General features: G+C 58.3%; 20 protein-coding genes. 11 read left to right on the top strand and 9 right to left on the bottom strand.

Features of this window, described 5'->3' with window-relative positions; genetic code table 11:
- The first annotated feature begins 169 nt into the window (after positions 1-169).
- A complete protein-coding gene (locus AYK65_RS22145) occupies positions 170-832 on the top strand; it encodes a hypothetical protein (RefSeq protein ID WP_081160774.1) in 663 nt (220 codons plus the stop codon).
- A gap of 340 nt (positions 833-1172) precedes the next feature.
- Here the strand turns inward: AYK65_RS22145 and AYK65_RS33255 are convergent, their stop codons facing one another.
- Positions 1173-1271, bottom strand: a complete 99-nt coding sequence (locus AYK65_RS33255) for a recombinase family protein (protein WP_234706848.1) — start codon at positions 1269-1271, stop codon at positions 1173-1175.
- Between the two features lie 14 nt (positions 1272-1285).
- Positions 1286-1558, bottom strand: a complete 273-nt coding sequence (locus tag AYK65_RS22135; RefSeq protein ID WP_081160771.1) for a hypothetical protein — start codon at positions 1556-1558, stop codon at positions 1286-1288.
- Between the two features lie 221 nt (positions 1559-1779).
- Here AYK65_RS22135 and AYK65_RS22130 point away from each other — a divergent pair, with 221 nt between their 5' ends.
- On the top strand, positions 1780-2046 hold the full coding sequence (locus tag AYK65_RS22130) for a hypothetical protein (protein WP_081160768.1): 267 nt from the start codon (positions 1780-1782) through the stop codon (positions 2044-2046).
- Positions 2047-2501: 455 nt separating this feature from the next.
- On the opposite strand, the gene AYK65_RS32585 is transcribed toward AYK65_RS22130, so the two are convergent.
- Both AYK65_RS32585 and AYK65_RS22115 read right to left on the bottom strand, forming a co-directional pair.
- Positions 2502-2666 carry a hypothetical protein gene (locus AYK65_RS32585; protein ID WP_172402060.1) on the bottom strand — a complete coding sequence of 55 codons (165 nt, stop codon included), beginning with the start codon at positions 2664-2666 and terminating at the stop codon, positions 2502-2504.
- Between the two features lie 225 nt (positions 2667-2891).
- Positions 2892-3707 carry an SH3 domain-containing protein gene (locus AYK65_RS22115; RefSeq protein WP_046120446.1) on the bottom strand — a complete coding sequence of 272 codons (816 nt, stop codon included), beginning with the start codon at positions 3705-3707 and terminating at the stop codon, positions 2892-2894.
- Between the two features lie 392 nt (positions 3708-4099).
- Here AYK65_RS22115 and AYK65_RS22110 point away from each other — a divergent pair, with 392 nt between their 5' ends.
- From AYK65_RS22110 to AYK65_RS22080, 7 genes are all read left to right on the top strand, one after another.
- On the top strand, positions 4100-5584 hold the full coding sequence (locus AYK65_RS22110; protein ID WP_139793311.1) for an aspartate aminotransferase family protein: 1485 nt from the start codon (positions 4100-4102) through the stop codon (positions 5582-5584).
- Positions 5585-5620: 36 nt separating this feature from the next.
- Complete coding sequence (locus tag AYK65_RS22105) at positions 5621-7180, top strand: glycosyltransferase family 39 protein (RefSeq protein WP_172402059.1); 1560 nt, start codon at positions 5621-5623, stop codon at positions 7178-7180.
- Positions 7181-7220: 40 nt separating this feature from the next.
- Positions 7221-8210 (top strand): UbiA family prenyltransferase, encoded by a 990-nt coding sequence (locus AYK65_RS22100; protein WP_051440692.1) that lies wholly within the window; start codon positions 7221-7223, stop codon positions 8208-8210.
- A gap of 5 nt (positions 8211-8215) precedes the next feature.
- Entirely contained in the window at positions 8216-8941 is a 726-nt protein-coding gene (locus AYK65_RS33960; RefSeq protein WP_046120443.1) for an HAD family hydrolase, read from the top strand.
- 88 nt (positions 8942-9029) lie between these two features.
- A complete protein-coding gene (locus AYK65_RS22090) occupies positions 9030-9326 on the top strand; it encodes a hypothetical protein (protein ID WP_139015876.1) in 297 nt (98 codons plus the stop codon).
- Positions 9292-10761: a GMC family oxidoreductase N-terminal domain-containing protein gene (locus tag AYK65_RS22085; protein WP_338031453.1), complete on the top strand. Its 1470-nt coding sequence runs from the start codon at positions 9292-9294 to the stop codon at positions 10759-10761. The genes AYK65_RS22090 and AYK65_RS22085 overlap by 35 nt, the downstream gene beginning before the upstream one ends.
- 35 nt (positions 10762-10796) lie before the next feature.
- Positions 10797-11816 carry an NAD-dependent epimerase/dehydratase family protein gene (locus AYK65_RS22080; RefSeq protein ID WP_026617453.1) on the top strand — a complete coding sequence of 340 codons (1020 nt, stop codon included), beginning with the start codon at positions 10797-10799 and terminating at the stop codon, positions 11814-11816.
- A gap of 54 nt (positions 11817-11870) precedes the next feature.
- Here AYK65_RS22080 and AYK65_RS22075 read toward each other — a convergent pair whose 3' ends face one another.
- The 3 genes from AYK65_RS22075 to AYK65_RS22065 are packed head-to-tail and all read right to left on the bottom strand — an operon-like array spanning position 11871 to position 15206.
- Positions 11871-12902 (bottom strand): lysylphosphatidylglycerol synthase transmembrane domain-containing protein, encoded by a 1032-nt coding sequence (locus AYK65_RS22075; RefSeq protein ID WP_081160750.1) that lies wholly within the window; start codon positions 12900-12902, stop codon positions 11871-11873.
- Positions 12871-13506, bottom strand: a complete 636-nt coding sequence (locus AYK65_RS22070) for a response regulator (protein ID WP_046120441.1) — start codon at positions 13504-13506, stop codon at positions 12871-12873. The genes AYK65_RS22075 and AYK65_RS22070 overlap by 32 nt, the downstream gene beginning before the upstream one ends.
- Positions 13506-15206, bottom strand: coding sequence for a sensor histidine kinase (locus tag AYK65_RS22065; protein WP_081160748.1), 1701 nt, complete (start codon positions 15204-15206; stop codon positions 13506-13508). Before AYK65_RS22065 ends, AYK65_RS22070 begins: the two co-directional genes overlap by 1 nt.
- A 507-nt stretch (positions 15207-15713) precedes the next feature.
- Between AYK65_RS22065 and AYK65_RS22060 the strand changes: the two genes are divergently transcribed.
- Complete coding sequence (locus tag AYK65_RS22060) at positions 15714-17087, top strand: UbiA family prenyltransferase (protein ID WP_052728202.1); 1374 nt, start codon at positions 15714-15716, stop codon at positions 17085-17087.
- 11 nt (positions 17088-17098) lie between these two features.
- Positions 17099-18349 (top strand): hypothetical protein, encoded by a 1251-nt coding sequence (locus tag AYK65_RS22055; RefSeq protein ID WP_139793310.1) that lies wholly within the window; start codon positions 17099-17101, stop codon positions 18347-18349.
- A 171-nt stretch (positions 18350-18520) separates the two neighbouring features.
- On the opposite strand, the gene AYK65_RS22050 is transcribed toward AYK65_RS22055, so the two are convergent.
- Together AYK65_RS22050 and AYK65_RS22045 are read right to left on the bottom strand one after the other, a co-directional pair.
- Positions 18521-19663, bottom strand: coding sequence for a DegT/DnrJ/EryC1/StrS family aminotransferase (locus AYK65_RS22050; RefSeq protein ID WP_046116986.1), 1143 nt, complete (start codon positions 19661-19663; stop codon positions 18521-18523).
- Complete coding sequence (locus AYK65_RS22045; protein WP_081160740.1) at positions 19641-20741, bottom strand: Gfo/Idh/MocA family protein; 1101 nt, start codon at positions 20739-20741, stop codon at positions 19641-19643. The genes AYK65_RS22050 and AYK65_RS22045 overlap by 23 nt, the downstream gene beginning before the upstream one ends.
- Between the last annotated feature and the right edge of the window lie 497 nt (positions 20742-21238).

Genomic DNA, 21238 nt, shown 5'->3' with positions numbered 1-21238 from the left:
AAATCCTGCCCCCGCAACCACTTGCAAATTCGCCCACTCGGGATATTTGCTCTCAAGCTCCTCCGCATAAGCGCCGAGGAGCTTTTGTTTTTGCGCCTCCGTCTCAAGCTCTCCGGCGCGCAGCTTTTCCAGATAGTCGTGGCGTTGCAGCGCCTCGAACCGCTTCTCCATGGTCGCCGCTTCCATGGCGGCAAGGATCGAGGCGATCCGGCCGTGGACGTCCAGGGATGCCGGCTGGTGGCCCGGGCGTCCTGCCGATGACGACCTTCTGGATGAACTGGCGCACGATATTGATGAAGGGCTGCTTCGTCTCGGTATCGGCGTGCTCGCGCATGTGATAGCAGGCGGAGTTGAGGATCAGCTCGACGGCTTCCGACTGACCTCCGCCTTCGATCTGCTGATCCGCTCCCGAAATCCTCTTTGGCCGGTGCTTGCAGCAACTCCGCTTCAAGATCGGTGCGACGTTCCTCGAGTTTGTCGAGCATATCGTCGACGGCCGCTAGACGCGGCCGGCCTTCCGCATGGCGAATGGCTGATCTGCCGGATGATCTGGCGCTGTTCCTGTTCGACAACCTTCAACTCCACGGAAATGCGTTGGCGCTCGTCGGCTTCGTTCCTGATCGAGGCCGCGAAGTTCTGGCGGGCCGTCCGGCAACCTCATCGAACACACCATCCCAAAAAATGCGGCGGGCAGGCAGGACAGCACCCGATCCTCGCGGTTCCTGCGCAGAATGGTCTTCTGGTTGGAGCAGCAGGCGCGGCCGAGGCCGTCGACCGGCAGTTTGCTCTTGTGGTTCGAACAGCCGTAGCGCTCCTGGCCATGATGGCGTAGGGGCCGCCGCATTCGGCGCACTCCAGCAATACGACTCAGCAGCTAGCTCGGCCGGTGAGCGCCGTTGAGACGATTGGTTGTCGTGTAGGAGAAGACTTCACCGACTTCCTGCTGCCGCTCCCTGACGCGGGCCCAGAGTGCGTCGTCGACGATCCGCAAGGCGTGATGATCATCGTTGACGACCCACTCACTTTCCTTGTTGCCGCGGGCGACGCGGCGCTCGGTCTCGGGGTTCTTACGATATTGTCTCCGGTTTCAGACGACACAGCCGATGTAGGTGGTGTTGTTGAGAATGCCGGTACCGCGACTGACGTGTCCGCGGATCGCGGCGTCGCACCATTTAGCCCCGCGTGGTCCGGGCGCCCTGCGCGTTGAGCTTCTTTGCGATGTCGCGCGGCGAGACCCCATCGGCATACTGCCGGAAAATCCAGCGGATCACCGGCGAGCGTGAGGTCACCAGCGGTAATAGCCGTAGATCGGCCGCGCCCGGCCTTTGCACTTGATTTCTTCCTTGTATTCGTCGTCGTCCCACTTGCGCTCGATCTTGCAGCGGCCGCGACGATACTCTTCCTTGTAAGCTCTGCGCTCGTATCGCGGCTCGTCGTAATAGCCGCGCCAGCGCCAGCGACCATGACCGCTTTCGTCTTTCCACGGATCGGCCATTGCGGCTCCCGCACAGGCGGCAAACGCGACGCTTGCGGCCGCAAACACGGTTGCGATCTTCATAATCAGTCTCCTTGTTTCATGCGGCGTCAACGCTCGTGTACCGACATAGTTTCTAAGACCCATCCGTGATCTTTGATCTATAGGACCTAAGTCCGATCCGGGTGGGCAAAGGTCTTACGCCCATTGCGTGGGTGCCTGACTGGTCCAGATACTGTGACGATAAAGGCCGACGGAATCACGGCTATCGATCAACTCGAAAAGGATGCACCGGGTTTTTCGCTATGGCATCGATCATTGGATGGAAAGATCGAGCCTCCGATCTCGGTTGGCGCTTGATAACGAGCCCCCTCACGATCGGCGTTTACATCGGAGTTGCAATCTGGATTGCGTTTCTGGCGAGCGCCAAGACCGGTATCCCTGCGCACATCCTCATGGCCACCGAGTTTTTGCTGGTGATTTTCGTCGACCCGCCCGAGCGACTGGCGAAGCTCAGAGAGCTGCGGCGCGGATCGGCCCTGCGGCAGCGCCAACGCCGATCTGGCGCATAGTGGTTCGCGGGGGGCCAGCCGGTAGCCGCCGCTACCGCAATGACCCCTTCGAGAGGTCCCAGAGCAGCGCCCAAAACGTCCCTTCTGGGCAGCTCTGGGACTTCAGCGCTCTTGTCTCGCGGGCCTTGTGAAAGGATGTCGTGATGTATCGTGGAAACGAAAATCGGTCCCCTGAGCGAAGTGCCTCCACCGGCCTTCCCATATGCACTATACTCCTCTCGATGGCGGCGATTGCCGCCTATCTGCTCGTCGCAGGCTCGTTCTTGGAGGAGAGCGGCTCAGACGTCGCGGTGTACGTCCCCGGCCAGCCGAAGCAGCTCCAACTGGCGACTGAGGAAAAACAGCACCCTTGACAATGGCCTGGCGAGGCAGCGGGCGGCGCCTTGCCGAGGGCGGTGCTACGGATTGAAAGAATGTTGTTGGTCCGAAAAGGCAGGGCTCGCTTGGCGCTGGCCCTACCTCATCATCGCGAGCGATTGCGCCACGCCAAGAGCCGCGAGCTTGATGACCTTTTCGAGCGGTACGCTGTAGCGGCTGAGACGCTTGAGGAACTCCGGAGGGAGACCCCTCGGCGCGAGAAGCTGGTGGCCGAATACGAAGATTTGTGCGTGCATATCCAAGCCGCTGTCCTAGAACTTCTGGAAAGGCCGATCACGCGGACCTGATCATCCGGCGAGCCGCTGCGGAATGCGCCATCACGCGGGCGATCAACCAAAGCCCAGCGTCTTTTCAGGCTGACCTGATCGGGGTTTACTCGCTTGGCCTTGCGGCCGACGGAAACGGTTCCGGGTCCGCGCAGCCCCGGCTGCCGATGCGTCAGCATCTTGCCGTCCCTGGGGGCCCCATTAGTCCGGGCAATCCGGTTCGCCAGGTTCGCAGACACGTCGCTGCGGCCTGCGGCGGTCATTGTCACCACCCCTGCGGTCACGATTGTCGTCGCCGCGGCGGATGACGCGATCGCCATCATCGCTCCGACGCTCAAAGTTCCGCCGGTTGCGATCGCCGCCGCCGGGCAGATCACGGTCAAAGTCCGGCCGCCTGTCGACATTAGGCCTGCGGTTGGGCGCGCGATCGAAATCCGGAAGGCGATCCGAGCGATCGTCAAGGTCCCGGGGTCTTTCAGGCGGACGGCTAAAATCGGGCCTACGCTCCAATCTCCGCTCGAATTCCGGGGGCGGAACTGGGCTCGGCTCGAACTCGGGCCTGCGGCTGGGCGGCCGGTACGGTTCCGTACGGCGATCGCGGCCGCGATAGAAATCCGGTCCGCGGCGCCAGCGATCGCGGTCGCGATAAAAGTCACGGTCGCGGTAGTGACGATCCCAATAGCTGCTGAAGCTGAAGACAACGACGGGAATACCGAGCGGGCGATAATATCGAGGACCGAGATAAACGCGGCGCTGTTGATAGAGCGCCTGGATATATCCGCCATGCACCCAGCCACGGCCGCCGTAGAACTCCACGTCGCACCATGGCACGTCGGCAAGACAGCCGTAGATCTCGATGGATTCGCCGGCCGGAATTACGGTGACCGCCGGATATGCTGTGCTTGGGCCGGCGCGCATATTGACGTTCGCCGTCGCGAAGCCTTCCGCCGCCCGAGCGATCGCCGGAGCAAGCAAGAGCATACCGATCGCGGCAATTTTCAGAAGGGTGCGTTTCACGTTTTCGACTCCCTGGGGAGCAGGCGTCGTGCAACATCCGGTATTTTTGATCGTACTCCCGCTCCCGGGCATGTTGGAGTGCCTGCCAGCTTTTATCAGGCGGCCACCATCTCTCGTCCGTCAGTGGTTTATAGCGCGTTTTGCATGAACGCAGCTTGAACGGAAGAATTAGGCTATAGGCCCTGAAAGTGCCGGAGCAGCATTTGTTCAGAGCTCAACCTCGCCGAAGCCGTCGGGGACAAAACGAAGCTGTTCAGACCACATTCCATCACATGTCTGCCTCGCGAAGATCCCCCACGATCTAATACTGCATCCCTATATAGTCCTATAGATTCCGGGCGGACAGTCCAAATGTTATAAAACGTTCTCTGTCCTGTGCTGGGGAGTGTTCGGTGTCCGCGATAGCTAGCGTTCAGATTCCTGGGAATTACAACGGAAAGGCGCTACCATTGCTCTCTCTCGACCAGAGCTTGGAACTGGATGTAGCCTCTGCCAATAGTTTTTACTCCAAGCATCTAAATAAATACATGCTGCAGATCTTCGATATTCTTGGACTTAAGGATATGGATATTAGGGGAGCTGAGGGTGTTGAGATCTGGCTAAACGACGGACGAACCCTTTTCGATTTCTCCGCCGGACTTGGAGTGGTGGGGCTTGGACACAACCACCCACGGATTATAGAAGCCGAGCGCAAGTGTCACGAGCGTAAGATCATCGACTGCATCAAGCTCGCTCCGCATAAGCTGCAAGGCGTACTCGCCTACAACCTATCGCTTTTCTTGCCGCCGCCGCTGACCGTCTCATTTTTTGCTGTCTCGGGCGCGGAGGCGAACGAGGCGGCAATGAAACTCAGCGAGCGTGTGCAGACACCAAAAGGCAAGAACAAGTTCCTGTGCATGCAGGGCGCGTTTCATGGTAAGACGCACGGTCCGCTATCGCTGACGACGGCCACCGATGTGCAATCGGGTTTCCTGCTGGGAGTCCCGAAAGAGAACGTCATCTACGTCCGCTATGGTGACATCGATGCCTTGCGGCAAGCTATCGCTGCGGAGACTGACAGCAGCGGCCACAACCCGATCATCGCCGCGATCGTTGAGACGATCAACGGCACCACGTGCGAAGTGCCGCCGGCGGGATACCTGAGCCAATTCGCCGAGCTCTGCAGGAAGAACGAAATCCTTTCCATCTTCGATGAAGTGAAGGTCGGAATGGGCCGAAGCGGCCGCTTCTGCGCCTTCCAATATGAAGATGCCGTTCCGGATATCGTCACGCTCGCGAAGACTCTGGGCGGCGGCAAACGAGAAGTCGCGGCCATGGTGACCTCGCAGACGTTGTTCGATCGGGCCTACGGCAACAAACAGGATTGCAACCTGCATAGCTCAAGCTTCAGCGGACTTGGCGAAAGCTGCGCCGTCGCGATCGAGACGCTCAACATTTTGCAGGACGAGGGCTTGATCGACAATGCCGAACGCGTCGGTCACTACCTCTCTACGCGGCTCCACGAGTTGAAAGCGAAGTACCCGCGCCAGATCATCGACGTCCGCGGCCGCGGTCTATTCCAGGCCATTCGGCTGAATTTCCACCAGGACCTCGTATCCAAGCTCATTGATATTTCCAAGAATCCTTTGTTTCAGACCTATCAAACCGTGCTCATCGGTGCGGTGACCCGGCAATTGTTCGAGCGCCATAATGTCCTCGTGCATTTTCAACCCGGTGCGCGGGACCTCCTGCACTTCATGCCGCCCTTCGTCTCGCAGCCGCATCATATCGATAAGCTCATAGTGGCGCTCGACGACATTTTGTCGAGCGGCATTGCGGACGCGACGCTGCACTTTGTAACAGAAAACGTGAAGCGGGTATTTCGCAACATTGCTTAATAGATGTCCTGGTATTGTTGTTCAACAGGGACGAGAATGTATTATAATTATGTTTCTGACCCTAAAAATAAGTCGGTTGTTTTGCCCGTAAGGCAGTGGAACTGGATTTTTCCGGCCCCATTTATGCTGATCTCCTTGGCTTTTTTCTTGATCAATACCCATAAAGGAATTGGCATATACCCAGACACAACGCGATACATGGGGATCAATGAGCAGCCTTACGACGCACCGCTCTATGCGTGGCTCGTTCAGCTTCCTGCAGCGTTCGGCTTCGATATGGCGAGTGCGGCCAAGGTCCTAGGTCTGTTCTTCGTCTGCGCAAATGTGCTGTTGATCTGCCGGCTGCTCGTTGGCGCGGCAGGCAAGCCGCACCATGCGGCCATCGGGACTGCCCTCATCGTCCTCGCGCCACAGTTCGTCACCCAGCATTCCCTTGCGATGTCGGAACCGCTGTTTCTGCTTTCGCTCTTGGTCGTGTTGCTGACCGCCTTGCGCTACTTGGAAAGCGGAAACCGGCTATGGCTGGTTGCGAGTGCAGTGGCATTGGGGCTCGCTACGCTCACCCGGTTCACCGCGCCGCCGATGGGAGCCGCGCTTGCGACATGTTTTCTTCTGAATGCACGACGCAGCTTGGCGCGCCGAATCGCGGATGCCGTGCTGTATGGCTCAGTGAGCGGAGGGATCTTCTTTGCCTGGGTTGCGATCAGCTACGTTTCCAAAGGTCATTCCATTGGTCGGGAACTGGCGTTCCACGGCAATATGGGTGCCGAGAAATGGCTGAGCAGCCTGGGAGCTTTGACGGCCTGGCTGCTGCCGGACGAAATACCTTTCGCGGCTCGTGTGCTGCTCTTGTGTGCCGTTGCCATTGCTGCAGGCACCCTGATCTATGTTCAGGCAGCTCGAATGCTCAGTGACCCCCTTGGAGCGAATGTAGCCCGTCGCTTCCTGCGTTTGATGCTTGGCCTGTTCTTCCTCTTCTATATGGCTTTCATGGTCCTTGCGACCTCGATCGAAGCGAATCTGAGCCTGAACGGTAGATACGCTTTCCCTCCCTATGTCATGACAGTGATGGCAGTAACGATCGCTCTGACCGAATTTCGTCATTCCACCGGTCTTCTGAAAGCCTTCCATCACGGCCTGCTAGCGCTTGCGATCATCGTTCTAAGCAGCCACGTTGCGCGCACAACCGTGAGATCCTTAGACGCCTATCGCTCCGGAATTGGTTTCGCGAGCCTGGAATGGACCAATTCTCCGACAATGCGCGCGGTGGGCGAGCTTCCGGCAACTGCCCTGATCTATAGCAATGGGCCGGATGCAATCGCCTATGTGCTGAAGCGTCCGGCTGTGTTCATTCCAGGGCGGTTTGAGCTGCGAACCGGCATCGAGAACCCGTCGGACCCCTTTGAGCGGCAGTTGTCCAGGTTGAAGGATGCGTCCGAGAAACAGCGAACATATATCGTGATGTTCGACAAGGTGACCTGGCGGTTTTACCGCGTGACCGAATCCGAATTAAAGCAACGGCTTTCGCTGATCAACGTTGCAACGGAGCCGGATGGCCGCATCTACGAAGTGCAGCCCGCCGCTGGGAGGGACTAACGTCGTGTCGTACCCTCCTGACGCGCAGAAGCATAAGAACATGAGCAACGAAGCCTTGCCGCTTGTAACCGTCGCAATACCACAAAGGGGCTCGTTCAGCCGCTACCTTGCGCTCGCCAGATTCGATCACGCTACCAAGCATATTTTCATCGTGCCCGGCCTCATCCTGGCCTACGCCCTTCGCGCACCGCCGCTGCACAACACCGCGCTGTCCATCATTGTGGGCTTCGCGAGCGCAATCACCATCGCTTCGGCGAATTACGTACTCAACGAGTGGCTTGACCGGGAATACGATGCGCACCACCCCTCGAAGCAGGCCCGTGCCGCCGTGCAGTGCTCGCTTTCCCCGTTCGTCGTTTACCTCGAGTATGTGGCTTTTGCCGTCATCGGCCTGTTGCTCGCGTGGCCGCTCGGCACGTTCTTTTTTTTAGCGTCCTTCGTGTTCCTGGTTTCCGGATTGATCTACAACGTGCCGCCTGTACGATCGAAGGACTTGCCTTACATTGACGTGATTTCAGAAGCGATGAACAATCCGATCCGCCTGACGCTCGGCTGGACGATCATCGATCCTTCCACAATGCCTCCGAGCAGCCTTATCATCGCTTACTGGACTGCCGGCGCATTCCTCATGGGCGCGAAGAGGCTCTCCGAATACCGAGATATCTCTGGTACGGTGGGTCCAGAGTTGCTTCACCGCTATCGTCGATCATTCCGCTATTACACTGCCGAGAGTCTGACGGTCTCCTGCTTTCTCTACGCGATGGTATCGGCCTTTTTTATCGCTGCGTTCCTTGTCAAATACCGGCTAGAGTACATCGTTGCCATGCCGTTCATCGCCGTCTTGTTCTCCTCCTATCTCTGGCTCGCGCTATTGAAGAACTCAATCGCACAACGGCCGGAAAGGATGTTTCGGTCCAAGCGGCTGATTGCCTCGCTTGCCCTCGCAGTTGGTGCTTTGCTGTTCACGTCCTTCGTCGACATACCGTTTCTCTACGATATCTCGAAGGTGGACTTTATTCCGGTTGATTGAACGAAATGAAACCCGGACGTCGATCGATTTGGGATGGCCGCGATCTAGTGGTCTTTGATCTTGATGGCACGCTGTACAACCAATCGCGGCTCAGAGCGCTCATGGTTCTCAGTCTGTGTTTCGACGCTATGCGTACCCGCAGTTTTAGGAACATGAGGGTGATACAGAACTTTCGGCGGTGCCGGGAAGTCCTGGCGAGATCGTCGCCCACCCACTTCGTCGAGCGTCAGTTCTCTGACACGGCGGTTCTCAGCCAATGCTCAGAGGAGGAAGTCAAGCAAATCGTGAGCGAATGGATTGATCAGCGCCCGCTCCCTCACCTTGCTGCCTGCCGCTACCCAGGCGTTGGGGCGCTCTTCGATGGGCTGCGACACTCCGGCAGGTTGGTTGCCGTCCTTTCCGACTATCCTGCCCGAGAGAAACTCGCCGCCCTTGGCTTGGAAGCCGACATCGTCGTCAGTGCGGCCGACGCTGACATACAAAGCCTGAAGCCTGACCCAGCTGGGCTTATGAAGATACTCCGCACAGCCGGCACTCGGCCGGATCGCGCTCTAATGGTGGGTGATCGTTTCGATCGCGACTGGGCGGTCGCCGAGTGCGTGGGCATGGAAGCCATCATCCGCTCCGACATTGTGGACCCGCGCTGTACGACGTTCCGATCCTACCACGACCCCTTGTTCGCGCCGGTTCTTCGGTCCTCGCAGCCACCAGAACAACGCCATGAAGTCTAAAAGCCCCCAACTCCATGAAAAATGCGTTCGCGCCCTCGCGGACACTCTGGTCAGGATGGAAAGGCCGGAGAAAGACGGACGAGAGAACATGGTGTCGGTTGTCGGCTTCCTGTTCGCAACGCAGGCGAGAATGCCGGACCACCTGCGCTTTGCATTCCGGATCCTCACGCTGGTCTTCGACGCGTGGCCCTATGCCACCACGGGAAAACCGTTTCATCGTCTCGATCTCCCGCGCCGCATCGACCAGGTCGAGCGTTGGAAGCGGTCGCGGCTCGCCTTTCGGCAGGGGCTTATCGCCTTCTACCGCTCCTTCGTGATCTTCGGCCTTTATTCCGAGCTTTCCAAACAGGATGCTGACCGTGGCATGCGCGCGAAACAGGACTGAGCCTGTCATTCGGGAGATGGTAGCGGAGGTCGCGGTCATCGGCTCCGGCCCCGGAGGGGCGGTGACGGCGATGCTTTGCGCCGAAGCCGGCAAGTCCGTGCTGTTGGTGGAAGAAGGACAGAATCTTCCGCTCCACTGGCCGGAACACTTTTCCCGTGACGAAATCCTTCACAAATACCGCAATGCCGGAGTGAATGTCGCCCTGGGCTCGACACAGATCGCATATGTCGAAGGCTGCTGTGTCGGAGGCGGCAGTGAAGTCAACCGCGGCCTTTATTACCGTACGCCCTCCTACGTCCTGGACGCGTGGCGTAAGGACTTCGACGTACGTTATCTCTCGTCCGACGAGTTGATGCCCCATTTCACGGAGTGCGAGGCGATCGCGCGCGTCGAATACCTGCCCTGTGAAGCGTCGGCGATCTCCAAGCGCCTGTATGAGGGTGCGATGAACCTTGGCTGGCATGCCATCGAGGCTCCGCGCCTCTACAGCTACGGCGGTCGGGGCGGCAGCAAGCAGTCCATGTCGGAGACATTCGTCCCCCGCTTTCTCAAGGCGGGCGGGAGGTTAATTGCCGACACCGCCGTACGCCGTCTTTCTCGGCAGGAAGGCAAATGGCGTCTGGACGCCATCCATACGCCGACACATGGCCCTTCCCAGACGGTCGAGATCTCCGCCGACAAGGTCTTTGTCGCATGCGGGGCGGTTCAAACGCCCGCACTTCTGCGACGCAGCGGCCTAAGAAAGAACATAGGCAATTCCCTGCGCTTTCACCCGATGCTGAAGGTGGTTGCAGAGTTCGATTACGAGGTGAATGATCCTGGCGATTTCGATCCCGTCCACCAGATCAAAGAATTCGAACCGCATTTCGGTATGGGATGCTCGATCAGCAAACAGCCGATGCTGGCCCTGACCATGGCGGGCCGTCCCGATTGTCTTGCGTACGTCGAGCATCGTTGGCGCCGCATGGGTATTTATTACGTACAGACGACTGGAGGCTGCGCGACGATCCGCAATCTGCCGTTTTTTCGGGATCCCCTAGTGCGAGTCCGGCATAGCGAATGGGACTTGCACCACTACGCCGAGGGACTCAAACGATTGTCCGAAGCACTGCTCGCGGCCGGTGCAATCGCCATCTACCCGGCCGCGCCGGAATACCCCGTGCTCCGTTCGATGGCGGATCTTCGAAAACTTCCAGAGAACCTGCCCAACGGGTCTGGCAATCTGACATCGGTCCACGTCTTTTCGTCATGTCCTATGGGCGAGAACGAGGTACTTTGCGCGACCGACTCATTCGGCCGCGTGCGAGAGGCCGATGGTCTCTATATCGCCGATGCGTCGCTGCTTTGCGGGCCAACCATCGTGAACCCACAAGGAACGGTAATGGCGGTCGCGCACCGCAATGCAACTCACGCAATTGAAAACCGCTTCGCCTGAAGCAGCAGCGCGGGCTTCGTCGCTCGGGAGGAGAGATGCGGCATCTGATTACGGGTGGGTCAGGCTTTATCGGCAACGTTCTTGCGCGACGCTTGCGCGAGCGCGGGGACGTCGTGTGTCTCATCGACATCTGGTCCGACCCGGCCCACCCGACCGATATCGAATTCGTCCATTGCAGTATCCTCGACCGAGACGGTGTCGCCGCCGCCATGCGCGGTATCGACGTCGTCCATCACTGCGCCGCGCTTGTCGCCCAAACGGGTGCCGGTCGTCGCCATTGGGACGTGAATGTAGAAGGGACCCGGATCGTCGCGGAGGAAGCCCAGAAAGCCGGCGTGAAGGCAATTGTGCATCTGAGCACGACAGCGGTCTACGGTATCCCTCCAGCGGGAGCGATCGACGCGTCTACGCCGTTGCGACCGGCCGAGGATTACGGTCGGTCGAAGCTCGCGGGCGAACTGCTGATGAAGGACATCTGCGGGCGCACCGGCATTCCTCTCACGACCATACGTCCGCGTGTGACGCTGGCAGCCGGTCGCCTCGGCATATTTCAGGTGCTGTTTGAATGGATACGCGAAGGCCGGAATGTCTACGTAATCGGAAGCGGCGACAATCGCGTTCAATTCATTCACGCCCACGATCTTATAGATTTCTACATGCTTGCGCTGGAGGCCGGCCTGCCGGGCACCTACAACGTCGGAACAGATCGCTTTCAAACCCTGGGTGAGGATCTCGAGGCTCTGATCGCCTATGCCAACACCGTGTCGAAGGTGCGCCGGCTCCCCGCGTGGCTCGCAGTAAATGCCCTCCGGGCACTCTATCATACGCGCCTCTCACCGCTCGTTCCCTGGCATTATTTAACCTATCACCGGGATTGTTATTTCGATGTCAAACCGCTGCTCGCAATGGGCTGGCGACCGCGGTATTCCAACACGGAAATGCTGATAGAAAGCTATGACTGGTACTGCGCAAATCGCATCGACGCGCGCATCGCCGCTCCGCACCGCTCGCCCTTACGACAGGGGGCGCTGAAGCTTGTGAAACGGCTCTCCTGAGGAGAGGTTCAGCAATTCCGTTTTCGATCCGCAATCGCTTGTCAAAGTGCCAGCTCAGGTCGGCAGTTGAGCTTTCTCAAGCCTGCCGACAAGGAGCCAGCAGATGCCAAAAATCGCTATTGGCGCCCAGAGGATGAAATGGGCAACCAGCAGCACCGCCACCGCTGTCGGCGCGTCGACACCGACGAGGGCGAAAGCCTGGACTCCGAAGAATTCGAAAGCTCCAAAGTGACCGGGAAGACTTGGGATCAGGGTGCCGAGCGTGCTGAAGACGAATGCCAAGAATGGCTTCAAGAAATCATGGGCCGCTCGGTCCAGGCTCAGCCACGCACCGATGAGGACGAGACTTTCGAGAACCCACAGGGCGAGCGAGATCGCCGTCAACACGATTATCTTGTACCAGGATCCGACTTGCAGCACGGCTGCCGATGTGGCCTTCAGCCCCGAGAGAGCCATCACGACCACGGAAAGTTCGACGCCGTGCAATAGCTTCTCAAATACCCTGGCAAGAAAGGCCGGCGCCAACAACATCCCGAACCCTCCGGCAAGAGCGACGACGAGAGCGAGCTCGAAATGCCACGCCGTTGCGGACGCTGCCGAGAGGTCGAGCAGTGCCATGGCGAGCGCTCTCAGGACCACGATCGTCACCAGATCGAGAACCCGCTCGACGATCATCGCGCCGACCACGGTCCCTGCGGAGATCCGGAACTGGCGGCTGAACCACACCACGCGAAAGCCGTCGCCAAGCCGTAGCGGCAGCACGTCGTTCACCCCGAAACTGGCGATAAACGGTGCCACGGTCGGGCCTAGTGGTAAGTCGCGGCTGCTCGTTTGCTTCAGGATCATCCAAAAGCGTAACGCGCGCAGCAGGAAATCCGTAACGAAGGCAAGAAATGCAAAGAGCAATGGGGCCAGCGCAGCGTTCTGCAGCAGCGCCCAGACTTCCGGCAGATGGACGTCCCGTACAACGAGCACGATAAATGCCGCCCCGGCGGCCACGCCGAGGCCGATGCGGAACGTGGCGCCGAAGCGGCTTTGCGAAGGTTGGCACCCTTCACCCATCGCGCGCGGCCATATATTGAACATGGAGCGCCGCGAGCGCCGTCCTGTTGGTGATCTCCAGCTTGCGATAGATGTTATGGAGATGAATTCCGATCGTTCCTTCGGATGCACCCAGCTTCTGGGCGATCGTTCGGTTGGACAACCCCCCGCATATTAGGGCGGCTATCTCCCGCTCACGGGCGGTCAGAAGCTCGATTTTGTTCAAGGCTGCGACAGGCGGTGCCTCGCTCGCCTTCGCGACAAGCTCGGCAGGCAGCCATTTCTCGCCACTCGCGACATGGCGCAGGCAGTCGAGCAGCGCCTCCGGCGCATACTCCTTCAATAAAATCCCCCACGCCCCTCTCGATATAGCATCGGCAATCTGCGCGCCACTTATCGTCGCGGTGAGGAGGATTACCTTTAGGCGAAGCCGTTGGTCCTTCGAGGCCCGCAATACGTCGAGGCCGCTCATCTGTGGCATCGCCACGTCGAGTACCGCTATGTCGGGCTTTAGGTCGTGAATGAGGGCAAGCGCGTCCTCTCCGTTGGCGGCGACGCCCACTACGTTGATGTCCGGCGTAGCCAGCAGGCTCTGCTGGAGGCCGCCAAGGAGCAAAGGGTGGTCATCGGCGAGGATCACGGAATACATCAAATCGCCCCCAGCATCCGCGGCAAAACGATGTGGACGCCGAAGCCCGGCGCGGTTTGGTAAACCGTGAGATTTCCTCCGAGCTTGTTCACGCGTGCCGAAAGCGATGAAGGCCTAGGGGAATTCGTCTTGCTCGGCGCTCCCGTTCCGTTGTCAATGAATTCGAGCCCCAGGCAGTCGTCGGTCTGGCTGATCGAGACGCGGAGCCGCGTCGCGTGCCCGTGGCGCACCGCGTTCGACGCCGCTTCCGAGATAAGGTTTTTGATTTCGTCTGCCATCCATTTGGGCGCGGTTAATCCCGGTGGGCTGACCGAAACCTCGATCTGACAGTTCCATTGGCCTGTAAGCAGTCCAGCGAAACAGGACAGTATCTGCTCAAGCGAACTGGTTGCCGGGATTTCAGCGGCGCGATTTTCTTCGACGAACTGGCGGATGCGTTGCTGCTGTTCCAAGATCAGCTTTCCAACTTCCGCAAGCTGGAGCTTGGAGTCGCTTTCTGCAGCCTCACCAAAGAGCTTGAGCTTCAGCCGTGCGGCGGTAAGGTTCTGCAGGACGCTGTCGTGCAGGTCGCAAGCCATCCGCATGCGCTCCTCCGAACGCGCCGCTTCGGTCATTTGTTGTGTCAGCGCGAGGCGCTCCAATTCCGAACCCAATCGTGTAGCGATGATCTCCGTTAAGGCACTGCCTTCGTCCGGCCGGCGCGGAGAATTGATGACGAAAACGCGTCCGCGATAGCGAACGCTGGAAAAATACGCCGCCGAAATACGCTGAACGCTCTCGCGTGCCGCCTCTGCGAATTCTGGTAGGTCCGCGATCAGATGGAAAAAATCCATCTCGTTCCTTGACGGCACGCCCGCACCGTCTTCACGGCGTGCCTGCTGAAGATCGTGGCGACGCCAGAAATCTGCGTCCTGAAGTTCGACAAGCTTCAGACGGTCGTCCGCCCAATAGGCGATGCAGCCCGCGTCATCTTCCTGGTCGCGCCAGAGAACGAACAAGCGGGAGCCGCCGAGGACGCGGGATGCATGCCTGAACAATAGAGCGAGCCAAGAGACGACATCATTGGCAACTGCGTCAAAGGGCCATTCAGCAAGTTCAGCCAAGCGCTGGCGGCTACGGTCGCGGTAAGCGCCGAAATAGCCAAGGATCACAGCGGCGAAGACAAAATAGGTTGACCGCATGATGAACACGTTGAGCTCGGACTCGCCATCACTGAAGTCGGGCAGGGCGACAATCAACTGAACCACGAGCAGAGTGAGCGCACCGAGTGCCGCTCCTTTAAGGCCCCAACGCATCGTCATCGCGAGAAGAACGAACGGCAGCACCGCAAAAAAGGGGCTGGTGAGTTCATCGGTGAGAAGCGTCAGCCAGGCAAGGCTCACGGCATCGATGACATGAACAAGGAAGTGGACCGGGCTGTCCAGCGGCTTGCGCAGCGGATAGATAACCAGCAGCACCGAAAAAAGAATGTAGAGACTCAGTATCGCGCGGGATTCATAAAGAAGCGACACAGGGTGAGTAGGATCGAGATAAATGGCGAGGATCGCAAAGGCAGCCGTAACTAGGCGCCCGATGCTGATGAGACGCTCCGGTTCCGCGCCCAGCAGCCAATCTCCTGCTGATCGGGCAAACCTCTTAAGTATGTTGTTTGGCTGGGTGCGCGCAATTGCTGCTTCCCGGCCGCAATCCAGGCTCGCCATGCGCAACTCCGTTCGGAAGCACCCGAGCTGTTGAAAAGTCATTTTAGTAACGCGCGAATTCTCTCCGGCGAAAGGCGAGTTGTCAACGGTTGAGACTCACTGCCAGTGCGAAGGTGCCATGACGACCATGGCCCACTCGGATCGAGGCTTAGAGCTGACCGGAAGGGAAGGGTGCTCGGGAAGCTGTCGTCGGCCCCTACCGATAGCGGCTAGAAAGGCTTCGGCGAACCTATGGGAATGCTAACCTTGCCTGTAGCTGCAAGTGACGTACCGCCAAGAAGGCTCGTTCGTATATATAGTCCTCTATATTCCCAAGATGCCCAGCTAGTGCGATTATCTGCCAGCGGTTATTTCGGTGTCGCCATAGGTGCGTCGAGGAAGGAAAATCGCCGCGAGTGTCTGAGTGAATGCCTCGACTACGAGGTTTTACTCGGCAAAGCAAGGCAAGAGAACTCCCGATATCTAGTTAAAGCTGTTCTTTACTTAAATTGTACGCAGATCCCGGTCATGCAGAATTTTGGCACAGGCGCGGTAACTCCGCCATGGGTAGTCAACCTTGATCATGCTCTTTTAAAGAGCAATATTGATCATGAGCGCGCAATAGCTGTTATTGGACAAGAGATATTCTCTTTCCCTTCGCGCATTAAAAGCATCATTGCAAGCGGCGAGTTTAAGATTGAAAAGAGGCCCATGGATGCGTCAGCACTTGCCTACAATCAGGACGTATTAGACGCGTTAAAGAGAGAATATCGAAATGGGCGGAAACTGTTCTTGTGTTCGGCGCTTCCATACTCGGTGGTCAAAGCTGTTTGTGACTACCATGGCATATTCTCGGGCTTTTTCGTCTTGGATGCTGCTAGCCAAAACGAACGGGACGGCGTCCGCAGGAGCATAGCCCAAGAGTTTGGCTCAATCATCGACGATTTCGAACTCATTTCCTTGCCAGCGGACATCGGCGCATTGACGGCTGCGGGGCACGGTTCTGGGCAAAGCGGCGCGCTAGTCTGGACGAACGTCCTATCGATCATTTCCGCAATCCGAGTACGCCAGTGGTCGAAGAACGTGCTGGTTTTTGTGCCGGTAATGGTGTCGCCAGTCTCAACTACCGAGAACTGGTATCAGTCGATACTTGCATTTTTGGCGTTTTCGCTCGTCGCCTCAATCAGCTATGTGTGTAACGACCTTCTCGACCTACAAGCTGACAGAGCCCACCCGACGAAGAGGTTACGACCATTTGCTAGCGGCGCGCTACCCGTCGCAACCGCGCTTTTCCTGGTACCGATCCTGCTGGTCGCCGCTTGCGTTGCCGCGTTCCCGCTCGCCCTCACCTTTCAAATGACGCTCGTACTCTATTTCATGTTGACTTGCCTTTATTCGATTTATCTGAAACGCATGCTGATGATCGATGTCGTCGTCCTCGGCTGCCTCTACGCAATCCGAGTTGCAGCCGGAGGGGAAGCGACGGGAATCAGGCCGTCCGAGTGGCTGATCGCATTCTCGGTGTTCTTCTTCCTTGCCCTAGCCCTTATCAAGCGGCAGGCTGAGCTCGCTACAATGCTGAAGCTTAGGCGAACAAAGGCTGGAAACCGCTCCTACAGAACCGAGGATTTCCCTGTAATAGCCGCTCTCGCGTCTTCGGCGGCGTTTAATGCGGTCACGATCTACGCTGTATTCGTTTGGTTTGAAGTGCAAAATGAACTCTACAGCACCCCGGAGGCACTTTGGTTCGCGATTCCCATGCTGGTATACTGGCTCGGCCGCATGGTTTTGTTGGCACATCGCGGCAGTATGCTTGAGGATCCGATCGTGTTTGGCGCCACCGACGCCAAGAGCCTCATTTGCGGAGCAGTCGTTTTTGGGATCGTTCAATGGGCTCATTGACGACCGCACCAATGGCCGAGGATCTGATCGGGTCGGGCGGTCTGCGAAGGTTCGGTGTTGCAACCTGGGTCTCGGCCGGCCTGCTGGCCGCTCTCGTCTTTGGTTTCTTTCTGGTCAGAATTGGCGTCAGCTCGGAAGCAATCCAGAGAGACAATTGTATCTTTGGCGCTGATGTGGCTAGCTACTTTGAGAGACTATCGAGCGGTCACTGGGGTGCATTTCGCTTCCGTAAGCACGCGCTGGCCGTCGTGTCCATAACGACTGTTGGGTGGCCACTCACCCAGATGGGCGTTCCAGCTGCGACTGCGGCCATTACTGCTCTTGCGGCTTTTGTCGCGATGGGAGCGTTGGCGTTTTTTCTCTTCCTGCGCCTACTTGGGTTAGAATGCATCGCTGCGTTTTTCATCGTACTTGCGACAATTTCCTCCTTTGGTTCGTTGACGATTTTCAGTGTCGTTGAGACCTACGGCTTCACATTCAGCGCAATGGCTGCGGCCATGCTGGCGCTCATCCTCATTGCGCCACATTCGAAAAAGCACCCGGTGCTTTGCGCCATATCCGCTGGTATAGCCGGGGCAATTCCCGGCACGGCCAATTTGCCGGCATTGAGCTGCGTGCTTCTATACCCTGGTTTGGCGAAACCTTCTGGACCCTACAAGCCAAAGCAGAGATTCGTCCTGGTGTTCGCGTTGCCGCTCGCCATTGCGACGGCTCTCTCCCTTCTGCCCATGATCTATACGGATCTCGCAGCAGCCTTCGCATGGCAACGGGAGTATCTCGATCAATTGGCGAGCGTTGCCAATTTCGTATCGCCCGCGGTGCTCCGCGACTACCTATTGAGCTTTTGGGTGTTCGCTTTCGTATCCCCCTTCGACATGGTCCAACACCGATATGGGTGGCAAGCGGCTATCGCCCTTGGCAGTTCGGCATTGAGAGTCGCCGGCTATCTCATGACCGCGTTGGCACTCTGTTTCGGCATACTAAGTGCATTGAGCGATTCTCGCTTCCGTTCGCTGACACTGGCGGTTTTGATCGCAGTTGGTTGCTTGTTCGTGTTCTACCTCTACTTCAATCCTGCCGAAGCAATGCTCTACAGCAGCCAGTGGATACTGCTTCTTTTCGCAGCCGCTGCTCCCGGCTACGCTGGACGCCGGTACTCGGGCCCACTATTCGCAGCCAGCTTCGTCAGTTTGGCACTGATTAATTATTCTCCGCTCATGGATCCTCGTTCAAGCGATCCGTTAGTTTATTGCGGACCCTAGCGGATTTACAGCGCCAGCCTTCATTATCGGTGGAGCCCGTCATCGCCGGCTCCCGACCGACGGCCCGCACGACACCGTCACGCCTGCACCCACGACACCGGCGCCGGCGCAATAATTGCAAGAAGCTGCCACTGCGAGCCGGCCAGCTCGATTCCCCATGGGAGGCCGGAGTCACCGCTGTGCCGCCGATGATGCCTTCCGTACTGCAACCGAGATCCGATCCTGAACCTCCTCGGTCAGGTAGGCATGCATTGGCAGACTGACAACCTCGGTAGCAAGGCGGTCGGAGACGGATAGACCTGTGGGGGCAGTTGGGAAGTGGCTATACGCAGGTTGGCGGTGCAGGGGCCTTGGATAGTAGACGGCTGTTGTAATGCCCGCCGTCGTCAGGTACCTCTGGAACAGCTCGCGATCGCACCTTGGCAGGCGCAGGGTATACTGCGCCCAAACCGAGGTCGCCCCGGCCAATATGTAGGGGACCGTGACGACATCGCCCAATCGCTCATGGTAGCGGCTCGCTATCCGACGACGGGCTGTGATCTCAACCGGAAATATTTTCAGCTTCTCTAGAAGAACGGCCGCCTGCAGCGTATCGAGACGGCTGTTCATGCCGATCTGGACATTGTCAAACTTATCCTTGCCCTGGCCATGAACGCGGAGCGAGAGGATGCTGTCAGCCAACTCGGCATTGCTTGTGAATACCGCCCCTCCGTCCCCGTAGCAGCCCAGGGGTTTATTCGGGAAGAAGCTTGTTGTGGTCGCAAGCCCAATTGTACCGATCTGTCGCCCCTTGTAGCTGGCGCCGAATGCTTGCGCTGCGTCGCAGATCAACCAGAGGCCTTCGCGAGCTGCAACTGCTTCGATATCGTCATAGTCTGCAGGCTGCCCAAAAAGATCGACCGCCACAATCCCGACCGGCTTAAGCCCGCTCTCCTTAACCATGGTTATCGAGCAACGAAGACTCCGGATATCGAGGTTGAAGCTGTCTTCGCAGATGTCGACGAACACCGGTGTCGCGCCAAGTCCGGCTACGGCCTCGGCGGTGGCCGCAAACGTGAAAGCCGGGCAGAAGACCGCATCGCCGGCTTTCACCTTCTTGGCCATCAATACGAGGGTCAACGCATCAGTTCCGTTGCCGCAGGAAATCGCGTGCTTGGCACCGCAAAATGCGGCGAGCTCTTGCTCGAGTTGCGCAACCTCCGGACCCATGACGTACATGCCGTGGTCAAGAACGTTGCGGATCGCCTGGTCGATGGCGTGTCCAAGATAGCGGCGCTGCGCGCCGAGATCGTTAAAGGGAATCCCGTCTGGCATACTGCCTTCTCGCCTTCGGAGCCGGGTGGACAGCCTTCGTGCGTACAGGACTGGCCGGGCAGCCATGGATAGGGCTCATCCGCATGCTGGCCTCGGCCAAGACTCGTGTCACCCGCAGGCCTTCGTCACCATTCGTGATGGGATCACGCCCGTGCGCGATGCAATCGACAAAATGCTGACACTCGAGCTTAAGCGGTTCATCTTGCTCTATGGCTACCGTGATTGGTTCGGCTCTGATCGTTGTCGTTGTGCGCCCTGCCACATTCACGATGTGCGGATACAGCAGCAGCTTGCGTTCCCACGGCGCTCCATCGTCGAGCACCATCATGGCCTCCGACCCGATAACTGTGAGCCGGTGTTCCTTGACGGGATGCAACCAGGACAAGTTGATTTGCGCCTGTTCCCCGGCGGGGAAGACGAGGTGAACGGTGACGGCGTCCGCTATCGTTTTACGCAGGTGGTAGCCACCGATGCAGTAAACCTCGCTTGGTTCTGCCCTCACGAGAGTCAAAATCATCGACAGATCATGCGGCCCCAGACACCAGAGCACATCCTCCTCGGAGCGGATCGCCCCTAGATTCATGCGGTTGGCGTGAAGTCGCAGGATACGACCTACCGCACCGCTCGCTACGAGACTCTGGAGCCGAGAAAAGGCCGGATGGTACTGCAGGATATGACCGACCATAAGTCGACGGTCCATACGACGTGCCAGATCGGTCAACTCCTCGGCATGCTTGAGCTCAAGCGCGAACGGCTTTTCGACGAAGAGGTGCTTTCCAGCCAGTAGGGCGCGCTTGGCAAGGTCGTAATGGGTAGACGGTTGGGTAGAGATCGCCACTGCCTGGATCGAAGGCTCGGCTAACACCTGCTCAAACGAAAGCGCTCGGCCGCCATACTGGTGAAGAAGGGTTTCGACTGTCGCCGATTGGCGATCGACGACGGCGCCGAGGCAACCCAATTGAGCAAAACAGCGGACGAGGTTCTTCCCCCAGGCTCCGCAGCCGATCACCGCAAGCTGCAAGCCTCCTGACACATCTCGGAGATGAGTTAAGCCCGGATATGCTTTCAAAGTGTCCAAGCTTGGTTCCGTCGTGTTTTATATGAGCTTCCTTGATCTGGTGCAGGGGCGCACGTTGGTTGCCCCAGATGTACATTCAATATCGATCCTGCTTGCAAGCGTCTGATCGCGATTTCGAGGCGTGCGAAGCTCATACTGATAATATGTAGTTTTGTTTACCATGCTTAAGTCGTCGCCTTCAACGGCCGTTCCCGATCCTTGCTCGCGATTATCGGCGCTCCGATTGCTTCAAAGTAGCACGATCTCCGCAGGGGCAGTAACCGCCAGGTTGAGACCTGTGGCCGCCTCGATGCTTTCTAGATGTGAGCCAATTGGGCGTGCGGGGTCGCCTGCAGGTTTTCGATTCTGGTTCGGAAGAAGACGGTCGCAAGCGGCACGGCGGCCGCTCGGCCGCCGCCGTGACCGGAATTTTGTCAAACAAGGCATGCTCGGGCCAGACCCGTCTCCGACGGGCGCTATCGGGGAGGTCGGCTTAGGGTCCAGGCTGTGTGAAAACG

Origin of the sequence: Ensifer aridi, from assembly GCF_002078505.1 — a bacterium.
GTDB lineage: Bacteria > Pseudomonadota > Alphaproteobacteria > Rhizobiales > Rhizobiaceae > Sinorhizobium > Sinorhizobium aridi.
Note: the sequence above shows the minus strand (reverse complement) of the source record. Positions and strands in the feature narration are given on the sequence as shown.